A 15,761-nucleotide genomic window follows, 5' to 3' on the forward strand; every position below is an offset into this window, starting at 1 on the left:
ATCGGCCGTACCTGCGCCTGGCGAAACCCGCGTTCGTCAGCGGGGCCGCATGGAGGCGAGTTTCCCCCACACCGCCATGCGGTACCGGGAGGTGTACTCGGGGGTGCACGTGGTGAGCGTGATGTAGTACCCGGGCTGCGTGTACCCGTACGACGGCCGGACGGTGCTGCGCGGCACCGGGCGGATCACCCCGACGTCCCGCGCGGAGGTCTGCGGAAGCGTCCGGTCGACGGTGTACGTGTAGACGGCGGCCTTCGTCTCGACGGTGATCGTGTCACCACGCCGGAGCCTCGGGAGGTACCGGAACGGCTCCCCGTGCGTGTTCCGGTGTCCGGCGAGAGCGAAGTTCCCGGCCTGCCCCGGCTGTTGGGTGCCCTTGTAGTGGCCGACGTAGCCCTTGTTGAGGACGCCCGCCTTGCTGACGCCCTCCGCGACCGGCACCCGCAGGGAGAGCCGCGGAATGCCGAGGACGGCGTAGGCCTGTGACCAACGGGGTTGCCGGGCGCTGTCACCACCCCCGGATCCGGACGAGGAGCGCCGCCCCGCCGGCTGTCCCGCGCCGTTCTTCCCGTCGTCGGCCTCACCGCCCCCGGCACCGGAGGCGGCGCTCGCGTCGGGGTCGGCACTCCCGGGCGCCGGGGTCCCCCACTCCCGCTCCAGCGCCTGCACCTTGCGCTCGGCGCCGTGCCGCGCCTGCCGGTTGGTCCACCACAGCTGGTGCGCGACCAGGAGGAGCAGCACCACTCCGACGGTGACGAGCACCTCGGCGCCGCTCCAGACCGCTCGCCGGTACGCGGCCCGCCGTCGCCGCGTGCCGTGGTGCACGACCCCCGGAGCCCGCATCCGTACGCCCCCTTCGCCGGGCGCACGATAGGCGCCGGCCCGCCAACTCACCAGCCCCGCGCGGCTCCTGTCCGTACGCGCACTCCTCCGGCACCCTTCGGCGCCCCCCGCCAAGGCTTCCTCCACTGGTTTTAGAAAGGGCTGTCACAACCCTCGACAACCTCAGGCGCCACACCCGATGCTTCCTGATGGCATCAGCGGGACGGGCAAGCGCCGGCGGGAACGCCCCGGCGACCGAGTTCGAAGTCGAGTCGACAGCCACGGCCAACTCCGTTGCGATCAGCGTGGGTTGCGCCGAGACGGACGGAGAAGCCAGCCATGATCCGACGCAGAACACTTCTGGCCGCCGCGGGCGGTACGGTCCTCGGCGGCGCCCTGGCGACGGGCACGGCCCGCGCGGACGCGACGATCGCCGTCAACCCGGCCACGACGTACGGGAAATGGGAGGGGTGGGGCACCTCCCTGGCGTGGTGGGCCAACGTCTTCGGCGCCCGCGACGACTTCGCCGACCTCTTCTTCACCACCAAGTCGACGACGTACAACGGCGCTTCACGCCCGGGTCTCGGACTGACCATCGCCCGCTACAACCTCGGCGCGTGCAGCTGGAACACCGTGGGCGGCGAGACCATGACCGCCTCCGCCGGCATCCCCTCCTTCAAGCAGATCGAGGGCTACTGGCAGGACTGGAACAACGAGGACCCGACGTCCTCGGCCTGGAAGTGGACGGCGGACGCCACCCAGCGCGCGGCCCTCACCAAGGCGACGGCGCGCGGCGCGACGAGTGAGCTGTTCGCCAACTCCCCCATGTGGTGGATGTGCCTGAACCACAACCCGTCGGGCGCGTCCGGGGGCGGCAACAACCTCCAGTCCTGGAACTACCGCCAGCACGCCTCCCACCTCGCGGCGGTCGCCCTCTACGCGAAGACGAACTGGGGCGTGAACTTCGCCACCGTGGAGGCGTTCAACGAGCCCTCCTCCAACTGGTGGACGTCCACCGGCACCCAGGAGGGCTGCCACATGGACGCCTCCGTCCAGTCGGCCGTACTCCCCTACCTCCGCAGCGAGTTGAATTCCCGGGGCCTGACATCCACCAAGATCTCCGCGTCGGACGAGACGAGCTACGACCTGGCCCGTACGACATGGAGTTCCTTCAGCTCGACGACCAAGGCCCTGGTCAACCGGGTCAACGTGCACGGCTACCAGGGTTCGGGCGGCCGCCGGGACCTTCTCTACACGGATGCCGTGACGTCGTCCGGCAAAGCCCTGTGGAACTCCGAGTACGGCGACGGGGACGGCACCGGCCTGACCCTGGCGAGCAACCTCCTCCTCGACTTCCGCTGGCTGCACCCGACCGCCTGGGTCTACTGGCAGGTGATGGACCCGACGGCGGGCTGGGGCATGATCAAGTACGACGCGAGCACCCTGACGGCCGGCGCGGTCGAGACGAAGCTCTATGTGATGGCCCAGTTCAGCCGCCACATCCGCCCGGGCATGACGATCGTGGACACGGGCGTCGACTACGCGGTGGCGGCGTACGACGCGACGGCGAAGCGCCTGGTGATCGTCGCGGCGAACAAGGCGACGTCGGCCCAGACCCTGACCTTCGACCTCTCCCGCTTCACCACGGTCTCCGGGGGCACGGGCGGCCTGGTCCCCCGCTGGAACACCCTGACGTCCGGCGGCGGCGACCTCTACACCGCGCACTCGGACACCTACCTCAGCGGCAAGTCCCTGGCGGTGCCGTTCGCGGCGGGGGCGGTGCAGACGCTACAGGTGGACGGGGTCGTGGCGTGAGGCGGGGCTGAGAGCCGCGGCGGCCTCGACGGCACAGGCCGCCGCGGCCGGCCCCCGACCGCGGCCAGCCGACCACCGACCGGGCGACGCGTCGAAGCAACCAACGCAACGTGAAATATGCCATCGGGGACTCCCGCGTCTCTGGCCAGCAGGTCTCTCTCCTTGGTGGCCCGGCGGCAGTACGGTGTCCCCCATGCGCCCCGACACGCCTGCCGAGAACGTCGACCACACCGCCGAAGCGGCTCGCCTGGAGCGGACCGCCGGCCTGTACCCGGAGGACGCCGAGCACCTGCTCCTGCAGGCCGCGGCCCACCTCGAACTGGCCGGCGACCGCCCCGGCGCCTCCACCCTCTACGACCGCCTGCTCGCCTCGGACACTCCGCTGGAGAAGCCGTATCTGGTCCGCGCCCTCAAGGCGTCGAACCTGTGGGAGTACGACCACGAGGCCGAGGCCCGCGCGATCATCGACGGGGTCCGGGCGGCGGCGCCCCGCGACCCGGCCCCCTGGGTGATCGTGGCGGAGGCCCTGGAGTCGCACGACGAGTTGGAGGCGGCACAGGACACCTTCACCGAGGGAACGACCCTGCTCCTGACGGACGTACCGGAACCCCCCTACTCCACGCTCCCCCTCCTCTTCGGCCGTCACCGGGTGCGCCGCATGCTGGGCGCGGCGCACGACGAGTGGGACGCCCTGGCCGACACCCTGCACTCGTCCCCGATCTCCCTGGACGAACTCCACGACCCGAAGCGCGTCTGGTCCCTCGGCTCGGACAACCCGGCGGAACTCCAGGCCGAGATCAGCCGCCTCCAGGCCGAACTGGGCACCTACCGCGAGGCCCTGTCGCGCCCCTTCCCGGTGGCGGTCCTGCACTGGTCGGCCCCCGAACTCACGGAACTGACCACCGCGTACCCGGACCTCACCGCCGAATACCCGTCCCACGACGAGCACCTCGCGACGATAGAGGCGTCCCTGCGCGAACTGGCCGGCTCCGGCACCCCGAACCTCGGCATCGTCACCGCCACGGTCCCCTCCTACGAAGCCTTCGCCGCCTCGGAGGCCTCCTCCCCCTCGGACACGACCCTGCTCCCCCAGTACGCGACGACGCTGGCGGCCCGGGGGCTGGCAGTGGCGTGGCCGCCGCAGCGGACGAGCGAGTGCTGGTGCGGGTCGGGGGTCTCTTATGGGGAGTGCCACGGAGACCAGGACGCTTGAGACCGGCTCGCCACACCCCTTGGAACGCGGCCCCTGGAACGCCTCCGGGGGCCGCACGCGTATTCGTGTCGGCCCCGTTACTCCTTCACAACTCGTTCACGCTAACGTCACACCCGACCTGCTGAACCCGGCACGCCCGCACTCATCCCGGACGTGTCCCTGCGCGCGAGGACGACGTATGCCGCCCTACCAGCCGTCTTCCGACTGGCAGTTCGACGTACCCACGAGCGGAAGCAAGCGGCTCCCCCCGACGGCCAGGTCGTTCGAATCGCTCGCGCACCAGGGCTACGGCTTCGAGGCGGCCATCGCCGATCTGATCGACAACTCGATCGACGCCGGAGCCCGCAACGTCGTCGTGAGCTTCCTGCGGGACACGGGTGAGCGCGGCGGACGGGACCGCCTCGTCGGCCTGCTCGTCATCGACGACGGCCGCGGCATGGACGAGGCGGACCTGGACACGGCGATGACCGTCGGCGGGCGCGAGAAGTACGCCGTCGGGGCCCTCGGGCACTTCGGCGCCGGGCTGAAGGCCGCCTCCCTCTCGCACGCCGACGCGCTCACCGTCATCAGCCGGACGAAGCGCAGCCCGTCGACCGGCCGCCGCTGGCTCACCGCCCGTGCGCAGGCCGACTTCACCTGCGACATCGTCGACGCGACGTACTGTCAGGACCTGGTCGACCGCTACGACGGGATCATCGACTGGCACGGCACGATCGTGCGCTGGGACCAGGTCCGTCCGTTCGAGACCATCACCGCCGGCCAGACCGACCGCTACCTCAACGACGCGATCGAACGTCTCGAGACCCACCTCGGTCTCTACCTCCACCGCTTCCTCGCCCGTGACGGCTTCCACATAGACATCGTCGTCGAGGACGTCCACACCCGGGAGGAGCTGGACCACCGCAGCGTCGAGCCCATCGACCCGTTCGGGTACCGGGTCCCGGGCCGCCCCGGCTATCCCCGTACGTACACCGCCCCTGTCGAAGGCCTCGGAGACGTCCGGTTCACGGCGCACATATGGCCGCCCAAGTCCCCGCTGGTCGCCTACCGCGGCATCGGCCCGCTCGCCGAGCGCCAGGGCTTCTACCTCTACCGCAACGACCGTCTCGTCCAGGCAGGCGGCTGGAACGACACCCGCAGTCCGGAGAGCCACCTCGCCCTCGCCAGGATCGCGCTGGATCTGCCGTCCGAGCCCAACGACGTGTTCTCCCTGACCGTCAAGAAGGACGGCGTCCAGGTCACCCCGGCGTTCGCCCGCGGTCTGGAGAAGGCGGCGAACGCCGACACCGGCCACACGTTCACCGAGTACATCCGTGACGCGGAGACGACCTATCGCGAAGCCGCGAAGCGGCGCACCGAGGTCAAACGCATGGCCGTCATCCCGCCCGGCAAGGGCATCGACCCCAAGCTGAAGCGGACCCTGCGGGACGAACTGCCCCAGCTGGAGGGCGACGACCCCATCACCTTCGTCTGGGCCAGACTCGACGTGCCGGCCGACGTCGACCCCGCCGAACTCGTCTTCACCATCGACCACAAGGAACGCCTGGTCGTCCTCAACAGGGACTACCGGCACGCCTTCAACGGCGGCCGGCGCGGAGGGTCCAACGACGCCCCGGTCCTCAAGAGCCTTCTCTACCTGATGCTCAACGAGATCTTCCAGAAGGAGCGGGTCTGGGCCAACCAGACCGACAAGGTCGCCCTGTGGAACAGCGTGCTCGTCGCCGCGGTACGGGCCGAACTCGCCCGCGCCGACGACTAGTCCACCGCTCTCCCCGCATCTTCCCGTACACCAGAGAGGCCTCCCGACCACCGTGACCGCCGAGAACGCGCCCGCCGCCGACCACCTCACCGACCTCCACGGCGAGGTGCTCGACGCGATGAGCCGGCGCGGCCCCAAGCACTTCGCGAAGCTCGCCTTCGCGCTCGCCGACGACGCCGAGGAGCCGGCGGACACGGACGTGGCCGGTTTCCACGAGCGCATCCTGGCCGCGGCCCCCGGGGACGACCTGCTCGCCGTCTGGCGCCGCAAGCTCACCGCCTGGGACTTCGAGCAGTCCCCCTCGTGGTCGGCCACCGCGGCACGTACCCCCGAGCGCCGCGCCGAGGTCTACGACAAGCTCGCGCTGGACGGGGATCTCCGCAAGGCGTTCGACGCGGCCGTCCCGGTCCACACCGAACCCGGTCCTGTCACCATCAGCCGCGAGTTCCAGCCCTGGTACACCCGGGAACAGGCGGCGAACCGCTCCTTCTACTGGGCCTCGTACGAGCGGCTGCTACGCGGCAAGGGCAGCTGGAACGACGCGGCGGTCTCCGGTCTGGACGAGGCCACCCACGCCGTCGTGGAGCGGCTGGCCGACCCCACCAGCGACACCCCTTACGGCGCGCGTGGACTCGTCGTCGGCTACGTGCAGTCCGGCAAGACAGCCAACTTCACCGGTGTCACGGCCAAGGCCATCGACGCCGGCTACCGGCTGGTCATCGTGCTCGGCGGCACCCTGAACCTGCTGCGCGGCCAGACCCAGCGCCGGCTCGACATGGAACTGATCGGCCAGGAGAACATCCTCGGCGCCGCCGACCCGAACGACCCGGACGCCCTGGTCGGCATCGACTACCAGGACGACGAGGAATGGCCCGCCAAGTTCGTCTCCTTCGGCGCCCGCCCCTCCGACCTCGGCGCCTTCGACATCGAGCGTCTGACCTCCCGCGACCGTGACTACATGTCCCTGGAACGCGGCATCAGCGCGCTGGAGTTCGAGAAGCCCGACCGCACCCGCCCGCTGCACGACCCGGCGAACCTGCACGCGGCCCGCGCACGGATCATGGTCGTGAAGAAGAACAAGTCGGTGCTGGAGAAGCTGGTCAAGGACCTCAAGAAGATCGGCCCGATCCTCGGCGAGATACCGGCCCTGATCATCGACGACGAGTCCGACCAGGCCTCGGTGAACACGACGGACCCGAAGAAGTGGGAGGACGGCAAGGTCACCCGCACGGCGATCAACGGCCAGATCAGCGCCCTGCTCAAGCTGCTTCCCCGCGCGCAGTACGTCGGCTACACCGCGACCCCGTTCGCCAACGTGTTCGTCGACCCGGGCGACGAGGAGGACCTGTTCCCGCGCGACTTCCTGATCTCGCTGCCCCGGCCCCACGGCTACATGGGCGTTCAGGACTTCCACGACTTGGACTCCGTCGACGGCGACGAGGGCACGACCGAGAAGAAGCACGTCCGAGGTATCTACGCCTCCGAGGGAGATCGCCTCCAGGAAGCCCTGGACGCCTTCGTGCTCACCGGCGCACTGAAGATCTACCGCGAGAAACACGGTGTTCCCTCTGATCCGTTCCGACACCACACGATGCTGGTGCACGAATCGGTCCGGATGTCCGAACACGCGGCGCTCGCCGAGCGCATCGAGACGATGTGGCACAACGCCGCGTACAAGGGTCAGGGCCACGCGCGCTTGGAAGCCCTCTTCGACAAGGACTTCCACACCTACGCGGACGACTCACTGCCTACCCCGGCGACCTACGCAGACCTCAAGCCGCATGTCTCCCGGGCCTGCCAGCTGATCAGTCAGGGCGGCAGCCCCGTCATCGTCGTCAACGGCGAGAGCGAGCGCGACTACGCCCAGCCCGACCTGGACTTCGACCGCACCCCGAACGTCTGGAAGATCCTGGTCGGCGGCACCAAGCTGTCCCGCGGGTTCACGGTCGAGGGCCTGACGATCACGTACTACCGCCGTACGACACAGCAGGCCGACACCCTGATGCAGATGGGCCGCTGGTTCGGCTTCCGCCCCGGGTACCGGGACCTGGTGCGGCTGTACATCGGCCGCGAGGAGCAACTCGGCAAGGGTCGCAACGCCAAGACCGTCGACCTGTACGAGGCGTTCGAGGCGATCTGCCGCGACGAGGAACTCTTCCGCGCCGAACTGGCCCGCTACGCCCCGCTGGTGGACGGCCGCCCCCAGGTCACCCCCGCCCAGATCCCGCCCCTGGTGGCCCAGCATCTGCCATGGGTAAAGCCGTCGGCCCGGAACAAGATGTTCAACGCGGAGCTGGTGGAGGTCCGGTCGCCCGGTTCATGGGTGGAGCCGACGGCCCACCCGGAGACCTCGGACGGACTGGCGCAGAACACCGAGTGCTGGGAACCCGTGCTCGCCGCACTGGGGAAGGACCCGGTGCGGCTGTCGGTCGGGGACGGCCCCGCCTACGAAGCCCGCGTGGGAACGGTCTCGCACGAGACGCTGACCAAGGTGCTGTGCGACCTGCGGTGGTCCGTGCCGAGCCGGTTCTCTCCGCACCTGGAGTTCCTGCTGGAAGCGGGACGGCAGCCTGCGGCGATCGACGACTGGCTCGTGATCACGCCGTTGCAGACCTCTGCCAACCGTGTGGAAGCCCGCATCCTGGGGCACGGCCCGTTCACGCCGGCCCGCCGTGGTCGCCGGCGCGGCTCGCTCTTCGGCGCACTCAGCGAGCCCAAGCACCGTGCCGCCGCCTTGCGTGTCGCGGGAGCCGTCGAGACGGTGGGGAACACGTCGGTCGAGCAGTTCGTGAGCCCGCGCCGAGGCGCTGTGCTGCTCTACCCGGTGGTCGAGTCCGAGCCGCGCCTCGCCGACGACGGGGCTCTGGACCCCGGTGACATCGTCATGGCATTCTCCTTCGTCGCGCCGAGATCGTCGGTGGGAACCGGCGGGCCCCTGGTCCGATTCCGTGCGATCGACTCGAGCCGGCAGGATGCCGTCGTGATCGCCCGAGACGACCTTCACTCCTGAGGCGCGACACCATTGGACGACATGAGGCCCTCCTCCCCCGGCGTCTCCGCACGCATGTCCCGCCAGGCCAGCAAGGACACGAACGCCGAGCTGGTCGTGCGACGCCTCCTGCATGCGGCCGGCCTGCGCTATCGCGTGGAGTACCCGGTGCCGGGCATGGCACGACGACGCATCGACGTGGCGTTCACCCGAGCCAAGGTGGCCGTCCTGATCGACGGCTGCTTCTGGCACGGGTGCCCGGAACACGCGACGCAGCCGAAGGCGAACGCGGAGTGGTGGCGGCAGAAGCTGGACCGGAACATGGCACGTGATCGAGAGACGACGGAGCACCTGACCGCGCGGGGGTGGACGGTGTTGCGGTTCTGGGAACACGAAGCGCCCGAGGAAGTTGTCGTCCGGGTGAAAGCGGCCGTGGAGCAGCGTCTGACAGGACGCTCGGGCAAGGGGGAAGCGTGGGGGATCTGACCTTCGTCGATGTGTGCTCCGGAGCGGGCGGGCTCGCCCTCGGGCTGGAACGGGCGGGGTTCGTTCCTCGGCTCCTGCTGGATATCGAGCAATACGCCTGCGACACCCTCAAAGTCAACCGTCCGCACTGGAAGGTGCTGAATGCGGATCTTCTCGACTTCGACCCCATGGACCATCCGGAGGTGTACGACGTCGATCTACTGGCGGCGGGCCTCCCTCGAGTCCAGTCCAGCGCGACGGTGACGCGCCGATCCTCGGACACCGAGATCCGCCTCATCCAGGCGACGGCCTATCTCGTCCATGCCGTCCAGCCACGTGCACTGGTCATCGAGAACGTGCCCACTCTGGTCGACGAGGAGTCGCTCGCACCGGTACGGGACTTCCTCCACAAAGAGCTGGAGCATCTCGGCTACGAGCTGACCTGGTTCATCTTGAACGCCTCGGACTTCGGCGTCCCCCAGGATCGCAAGCAGGGCATTCTTGTGGCCGTGAAGCATCGGTGGGCCGGTGCCTTCCTGCCACCTCGCCCGACCGTCCACCAGCATCTGTCCGTCGGGGCGGCGCTCGCGCCGTCGATGCGTTCCGGCGGCTGGCCGGACGCCGACCGCTGGGCAGCCCAGGCGACGAGTGTGGCGCCGACCCTGGTGGGTGGATCCAAGACCCACGGAGGCCCGGACTTCGGACCGAGCGGCACGAAGGCCAAGTGGCGACGGATGGGGGTCTACACGAAATCGTTCGGGAACGAGCCACCCGGTCCCGACTTCAAGTGGGATCCGTCCCTCGGCAACGACGGACTGGTACGGATCACCGTGGACCAGACAGCACTCCTTCAAGGGTTCCCCCCGGACTGGCGCTTCGCCGGTGGAAAGACCGCCCGCTACCGCCAGGTGGGCAACGCCGCACCACCGCCTGTCGGCAAGGCACTGGGTCAGGCGGTGGCCCAGGCATTGCAGACACCATCACCCCCTCACGCCGGCTACACTTCAAGCCCATGAGCCACATCGCCACAGAAGACTCTCCACCTGCACGTTTTCGCATTTTGGACCTATTTGCGGGCCCGGGTGGGCTGGATGTGGCAGCACATGTCCTGGGACACGAGGTCACCGGGATCGAGTGGGACAAAGGGGCATGCGCCACCCGCAGTGCGGCGGGAATGGACACCTTCCAGGGCGATGTCCGGCACTACCGCGCAGCCTTCTTCCCGCGCGCCCAGGTGCTGACCGGTGGCCCTCCGTGCCAGACCTTCACGGTGGCGGGGCACGGCGCGGGCCGCAGGGCGCTCGACCAGGTGTTGGAGTACATCGAGCGCTTGCACACGGCCGTACGGCCCGAGAACGAACAGGGCTGGAGGGAGATCTTCCACACCTGGCGGCAGATCTCCGAAGAGCTGAGGCGGAGGGAGATCGAAGCCAAGGAGGTCAGGTCCGAGAAGCGCAAGGTCGAGGAGGTCAGGTCCGCGAAACGCAGGGCTATGAAGAACCGCCTGGAGCACCTGGGGATCTCGGCAGACTCGGTCAAGAAGATCATGAAACAACTCAGAGCCCCGCAGAATGTTGATTCCCCTGACGGCGAATTCATGGTTCTGCTCAAGGAATTCAGCGAACTGAGCGATGAGCTCGACAAGCTCAAGGACAAGCTCGAGGAGTTCGGCGACGAGCGGACGGGATTGGTCCTGCAACCTCTGTGGTGGGTGATCGAGAGGAGCAGACGCCCTGGCTCGGAGCCCTACCAGGCCGTCGTTCTCGAGCAGGTTCCCGCAGTGATGCCGGTGTGGAAGGAGTACGCCAAGGTTCTGGCGACTCTCGGTTATCGGACCGGCACGCAGCTGATGCACACCGAGGAATTCGGGGTCCCGCAGACCCGTCGGCGCGCGGTGCTGATGGCACGCCTCGATCCGACAGCCTCCCCGACCGGGCTCGCCCCCCTCCCCAAGGTTCCCGAAACTCATGAGCGCTACCGGCCGGGGGGCTCCTCCGCCCAATCATCGAAGGCAGGCCGTGCAGACCCCCTCCCCTTGGAAGATCAGAAAGATCCCTGTATCTCCATAAAGAAGGCTCTTGAGACGGCGCGGAGTGTCGAGACGGAGCAGAGCGTCAAGAAGGACCTGCCCGAGCGCCCCGCCTTCACTGTGATCTCGAACTACGGGACCGGTGGAGATCCCGAGGCGCGCGGCGAACGCGACTACGACGCGCCGTCCGCGACGATCACCGGGAAGGTGTCACGCAACCGCCTGGTCCACAAGGGCACCAACAGAGATCTCTCCGAATTCGACCGATTCACTCCTACTGAAGCAGGGGTGCTCCAGACATTCCCCGTCGAGTACCCCTGGCGAGGCAATGATGTGTCACAACAGATCGGCAACGCCGTGCCTCCCAGGCTCGCCCTGCACGTGCTGCGACACGTACTCGAACCTGAACTGGGCCGTCAAGAGGTCGATGACAGGATGAAGCTAGCTGTCGAGGAACTCTTGACGTGGAAACAGCCCGCTGAACCGGTACGAATCCATCGGCACCGCGATCTGAAGGGGCACCAACTCGCGCGTAGGCACCCCCTCCCGCTCACCCCTGAGGTGTCCGGCCCCTGATCGGAGCCGTCTCGAAGAGTTCCGCGAAGCACTCGGTGAGCGCGAGCACGGACTTCTCCGGGACGGGCTCCTCGTCGGGTCCGGTCGGCAGGTCGTGGCGCGGCACCGGGAGCGCGGACTCGGCCTCCGCTATCCACCGCCGGAGCACCTCTGGGTCACGCGGCTCGTCCGGGGCCAACGCGTCGTACACCAAGGTGGCGCCGGCGGTGTTGATCGCCGCCACCAGGCCGTTGACCTCCCGCGTGCCGCTCACGACCCCTCGTTCCATGACCCGGACCAGAGCTTGAGCGGTGGGGCGGTGGTCGACCAGCTCCACACGGAGCGCGAAGTGGAGGAATTCCTGGTTGGAACAGGCCTTCACGACCGGCGAGTAGTCCCCACCGTTGCGGAACATCTCCGCCGCCCACCACAGACGTGAGAAGCACTGACGGTCGGGAGCGCCCTTGAAACGCGCCGGGTTGATGCGGGGCTCGGCCCGACCCGACGAGGATGTGGGTGGGTGTCGCCACGCCACGTAGTCCGGGGCGATGGCGAGCGCGAGGTGGTTCCAGATCCTCCTGTCGGCAGCTTCCCCCCGGGTGAGGCGCAGAGCGGCATGCAGGCGGGGCGCCAGCCAGGCGTCGGCGTCCGTCCGGTTGTCCCTGAACTGGTGCAGTGCGTCGTCGACGAGCTCCCTGAGGGGTTCCGCCAACCACCGGGCGTCGTCCTCGGGCAGCGGTTCGACGACCTTGGCCAGATCGACGCCCCGATGCCCCTGGATCCCCCGGAGGAGATCCTCGGTGAGGAAGGGGTCGGCGGCCGTCGCAGAAAGCAGACCGAGCCGCTCGGGAAGGTGATGCGGCTGCTCGATCACTGGCTGTCCTCTCGGTTGTTCTGCTGGAGCGTGCGCAGGACGTTGGCGAGCGCCTGACGCGCACCGGCGCGGCGCACAGCGGCGTAATGGACACGGGTCTGAAGTTCCACCCATCCCGCGTCGCCGGTCCGACGACGGTGCACCTGACGCAGCGCCTCCTCGACGCGCCGGCCCGGCACCACGTCGGGGAGCATCTCCCGCAGCACCTCCCCCCGCCAGTCGCCGGGGAAGACGGGCGATCCGTCGGGTTCGACCTCCAGGTCGCCGACGGCACTGTGGAACACCGCCGTCCACACGTCGGTGGCCATCTGGGAGACCAGCAGCTCGTGGACCTTGTTCTCCATTCCCCCGGTCTCACCGCCGAGCAGATCGGAGAGCCCCTCGACATCGGTGTTGACCATCACCAACGGCAGCCGGCCCGAAGCGTCGACTACCCAGGGCGCCTCGGCGTAGGGGCGCAACCATTCCCGGGCGCTCTTGGAGAAGCTCGCCTGCTTCACGTCGAGCCGCAGGCCTCCGAGGGGCTCCTCGGCGACCATGTCGACCGTCCAGGGGAGGTCGGTCTCGGTGATCGCCCTGCCCCGCACGCCGTCCACCGTGGCCACGGCGTGGGCCACCAGTTCGGCGCGTCCCACGTGGTCGTCGCGGAGCACCTCGATCTGACCGGACCACTCCTTGCTTCCCGCGGCGTCCTGCCGCAGGTCGACCGTGGTGCGCACGTTGGTGTCGCCGTCGGTGAGCACCACCAGGACCCGCAGGTCGCTCCACGGAGCGTCGGGGTCGGTGGCGCCGGGTGGCAGGGTGGCGGACAGGCCGATCCTGGCGGTCACCCAGTCCTCGTGCTGCGCGACGCCCAGGGCCACGGTCCGCTGGGGGGTGGAGTACGCCGAGGTGTCCAGGTGGTCACGCGTGCCGTCGGGGAGCTTCAGGGAGGCCGCGGTCACTCTCAGGGCGATGGGACGGTTGAGTCGCTTGTACGGATAGAACTTCATGCCTCACTCCCCGTACCGGCACGGAGTTCGAGTACGAGCCGCGTGAGTTCGGTGCGGACCGGATGGCTGGTGGGGTCGGTGGAGCCCCGGAAGACCGCACGGCGGGCGTGCGGGGTGAAGCGGAGCGCGCCGTCCTCGACCTCGCAGCCCTCCACGGCGACGAGTTCGGCCCAGTCCAGCCTGGGGCGGCTGCCGGACCGGACGTCGAGAAGCACCACTGGTGTCATGGCGGGCAGCTCTTCGGCCCGCGGCAGTTTCACCTCCGCAGTGATCCGCCACTCCCGGCTGGCGCCGATCTCGGCTTGGAGTTCGTCCAGTTCGGGCAAGACCGGCCCGGAGCCACGCTTCGGCACGACGCTCTTGCGCGGGACGGTGAGTTTCTTGCGCAGCTTGGCGCTCTCCTGCGAGCCGTTGCTCTTCGGCCGGACAACCAGTTCCTTCACGGCCGTGTTGACCTCGGCGGTTAGTCTGCTGATGCGGTTGTGGGCGGTGTGCGACCAGCGGAGCGTCAGCTCTTCCGTCTGTCCCCAGCGGTCGTGCTCGGGTGGTTCGGCGGCACGCAGGAACTCCTCGGCCTCCACCGCGAAGGGCGCGGACTCCCTGGCCGCGTGTCCCAGCAGGAGAACCGCTTGGAACGGATTCACGCCCAACGGCAGCCTGGGCACTCCTGACCTCTTGATGGTCATTCGATTGCCCCGGAGCGAGTGGACCTGGTTGTGCGCGTCGTCACCTTCTTCCGCGTCCGTGACCAGAAGGACTCCTTGATGGGTGCCAAGCACACCGGAGCGCCCTCCCGACATGGGCAGACGCAGCGGAACCGTACGGAGCGCCACCTGACCGGCCTGGGTGAGCCGGTCAACGGTCGTCCCTTCGTAGAAGGCACGCAGTGCCCGGGTCCGCGAGGGCTGTTCCTTCAGTGGGTCGACCTTCTCCTCTTCGAGGACGACCTCCCCGTTGCGGAGCGTACGGACGTAGGTCTCCAGCAAGGGGAGCCTGCTGCCACCTCCGGTCATGGCCGCCCAGAAGTCCCGGCCCAGAGCTTCGACGAGGCGCCGGTGCATGGCCTCGATGTCGTGGGTGCCGTCGGAGTCACCGCCGTTGTCGTCCTCGTCGCTGGTGTCCGTCTTCTCAGGGGCGAGACTCGCCACGTCATGCGCGCCGACGATGAGGAAGGAGGTGCCCGGCTCGTCGCTGTCACGGTCGAGATGAAGTCGCTTGACCGTCTCGTCGTCCGCCCACCAGGAGCGGACCACCTCCGCGTTGTGCGTCTCGGGATCGGGGCGGCCCAGCCAGGCAGGGCCCGCGTACGAGATGCCGTCGACGGAACGCCACGGCAGCTCCAGCCGCCCGATGACGCGGCGCTCGGTGCGACCCTCGTGCGGCACGGAGAGCGTGGAGTTGATGAGCACCATGCCCAGCGCGCTGGTGGCCCAGAGCGTCGCCTTGCCGAGGCCGTAGGAGCCGCCCGCACCACGACCCGACTTGAGGCTTTCCAACTGTCTGCGGACGACCGCCGCAAACTTGCCGTCGTCGTAGTCGTCGCCGGTGAGGCCCGAGGCGTTGTAGTCGTCGATCCGGAGGAGGATCAGGCGACCCTTCTCGAACATGTCGCGCACTCCGGCGTCCACGACACGGCCGACCTTCTGATCGGCGGCGGACTCGGAGACCGCCGAGTAATGGGGTTGGAGTTCGTCCCAGAGCAGGGCGGCGCGGAACGCCTCCAGCTTCTCGCCGGTGAGTTCATGGAGGGTGTAGCGCACCCGGACGGGGCGTCCGTTCTCCACCAACCGCTCATCGAGGCTGTTCTGACAAGTCTCGCGCGCGAGGACCTGGACGTCCGCGTCGAAGGCAAAGGCCGCGGCGTTCCCGCCGTCGCGTCCTCCGTCCTGGTAGCCGGGTCGGTGGTACCAGGTGACCGGGAGGCCGGCCTGCGTATCGGTGGTCCGGGTGTGCACGGTGCCCAGGTCCGTGCCGAGCGCCTTGGCGATCTCCCCCATGACGGTCGGGCGCGGGACAGAACGTTTGGTGATCCACGCTGAGACCGCAGCTCTGGTCAGACCCAACTCATCAGCCAGCTCCGCCTGCGTCTTGCCCGCGATTTTGAGCTGACGGGACAACCAGGGCCCGAACTCCTCACCGACCTCCATGGGGCCTCCCACTTTTCGCCGTATGTCGTTGTGTCCACGATCACGGACAGACTAATTTGACGCCTCGAAACACGTCAACTGCCGTTTGACGCGACCGATCG

General features: G+C 68.7%; 11 protein-coding genes. 7 read left to right on the forward strand and 4 right to left on the reverse strand.

The features are described 5' to 3' along the window. Positions 1-36 precede the first annotated feature (36 nt). Positions 37-843 carry a class E sortase gene (locus OG485_RS17620; RefSeq protein WP_328669311.1) on the reverse strand — a complete coding sequence of 269 codons (807 nt, stop codon included), beginning with the start codon at positions 841-843 and terminating at the stop codon, positions 37-39. A gap of 318 nt (positions 844-1,161) precedes the next feature. On the opposite strand from OG485_RS17620, the gene OG485_RS17625 reads away from it, so the two are divergent. The 7 genes from OG485_RS17625 to OG485_RS17655 all read left to right on the forward strand — a co-directional run bounded on the left by OG485_RS17625 (position 1,162) and on the right by OG485_RS17655 (position 11,668). After that, positions 1,162-2,637 (forward strand): glycoside hydrolase, encoded by a 1,476-nt coding sequence (locus OG485_RS17625; RefSeq protein WP_328669312.1) that lies wholly within the window; start codon positions 1,162-1,164, stop codon positions 2,635-2,637. A gap of 193 nt (positions 2,638-2,830) precedes the next feature. Beyond that, complete coding sequence (locus OG485_RS17630) at positions 2,831-3,850, forward strand: SEC-C domain-containing protein (RefSeq protein WP_328669313.1); 1,020 nt, start codon at positions 2,831-2,833, stop codon at positions 3,848-3,850. Between the two features lie 178 nt (positions 3,851-4,028). Continuing rightward, positions 4,029-5,609, forward strand: coding sequence for an ATP-binding protein (locus OG485_RS17635; protein ID WP_328669314.1), 1,581 nt, complete (start codon positions 4,029-4,031; stop codon positions 5,607-5,609). A gap of 118 nt (positions 5,610-5,727) precedes the next feature. Beyond that, positions 5,728-8,619, forward strand: a complete 2,892-nt coding sequence (locus OG485_RS17640; protein WP_328674517.1) for a Z1 domain-containing protein — start codon at positions 5,728-5,730, stop codon at positions 8,617-8,619. Between the two features lie 54 nt (positions 8,620-8,673). Next, positions 8,674-9,084: a very short patch repair endonuclease gene (locus OG485_RS17645; protein ID WP_328674519.1), complete on the forward strand. Its 411-nt coding sequence runs from the start codon at positions 8,674-8,676 to the stop codon at positions 9,082-9,084. Continuing rightward, entirely contained in the window at positions 9,072-10,079 is a 1,008-nt protein-coding gene (locus OG485_RS17650; protein WP_328669315.1) for a DNA cytosine methyltransferase, read from the forward strand. The genes OG485_RS17645 and OG485_RS17650 overlap by 13 nt, the downstream gene beginning before the upstream one ends. Continuing rightward, positions 10,076-11,668, forward strand: coding sequence for a DNA cytosine methyltransferase (locus tag OG485_RS17655; RefSeq protein WP_328669316.1), 1,593 nt, complete (start codon positions 10,076-10,078; stop codon positions 11,666-11,668). The genes OG485_RS17650 and OG485_RS17655 overlap by 4 nt, the downstream gene beginning before the upstream one ends. Here the strand turns inward: OG485_RS17655 and OG485_RS17660 are convergent. The 3 genes from OG485_RS17660 to OG485_RS17670 are packed head-to-tail and all read right to left on the reverse strand — an operon-like array spanning position 11,643 to position 15,660. Further along, positions 11,643-12,521, reverse strand: a complete 879-nt coding sequence (locus OG485_RS17660) for a DUF6339 family protein (RefSeq protein WP_328669317.1) — start codon at positions 12,519-12,521, stop codon at positions 11,643-11,645. The two genes, OG485_RS17655 and OG485_RS17660, sit on opposite strands and share 26 nt — an antisense overlap. Beyond that, entirely contained in the window at positions 12,518-13,513 is a 996-nt protein-coding gene (locus OG485_RS17665) for a hypothetical protein (protein ID WP_328669318.1), read from the reverse strand. Before OG485_RS17665 ends, OG485_RS17660 begins: the two co-directional genes overlap by 4 nt. After that, positions 13,510-15,660, reverse strand: a complete 2,151-nt coding sequence (locus tag OG485_RS17670; protein WP_328669319.1) for a helix-turn-helix domain-containing protein — start codon at positions 15,658-15,660, stop codon at positions 13,510-13,512. The genes OG485_RS17665 and OG485_RS17670 overlap by 4 nt, the downstream gene beginning before the upstream one ends. Positions 15,661-15,761: the final 101 nt, after the last annotated feature.

Source organism: Streptomyces sp. NBC_00328 (assembly GCF_036139655.1).
GTDB lineage: Bacteria > Actinomycetota > Actinomycetes > Streptomycetales > Streptomycetaceae > Streptomyces.

What these genes read in the sequence shown, in the direction of transcription:
- OG485_RS17645 (WP_328674519.1), top strand. Translation starts at nt 8,674, where the DNA reads ATGTCCCGCCAGGCCAGCAAGGACACGAACGCCGAGCTGGTCGTGCGA.
- OG485_RS17630 (WP_328669313.1), top strand. Translation starts at nt 2,831, where the DNA reads ATGCGCCCCGACACGCCTGCCGAGAACGTCGACCACACCGCCGAAGCG.
- OG485_RS17665 (WP_328669318.1), bottom strand. Translation starts at nt 13,513, where the DNA reads ATGAAGTTCTATCCGTACAAGCGACTCAACCGTCCCATCGCCCTGAGA.
- OG485_RS17670 (WP_328669319.1), bottom strand. Translation starts at nt 15,660, where the DNA reads ATGGAGGTCGGTGAGGAGTTCGGGCCCTGGTTGTCCCGTCAGCTCAAA.
- OG485_RS17655 (WP_328669316.1), top strand. Translation starts at nt 10,076, where the DNA reads ATGAGCCACATCGCCACAGAAGACTCTCCACCTGCACGTTTTCGCATT.
- OG485_RS17620 (WP_328669311.1), bottom strand. Translation starts at nt 843, where the DNA reads ATGCGGGCTCCGGGGGTCGTGCACCACGGCACGCGGCGACGGCGGGCC.
- OG485_RS17625 (WP_328669312.1), top strand. Translation starts at nt 1,162, where the DNA reads ATGATCCGACGCAGAACACTTCTGGCCGCCGCGGGCGGTACGGTCCTC.
- OG485_RS17635 (WP_328669314.1), top strand. Translation starts at nt 4,029, where the DNA reads ATGCCGCCCTACCAGCCGTCTTCCGACTGGCAGTTCGACGTACCCACG.
- OG485_RS17640 (WP_328674517.1), top strand. Translation starts at nt 5,728, where the DNA reads ATGAGCCGGCGCGGCCCCAAGCACTTCGCGAAGCTCGCCTTCGCGCTC.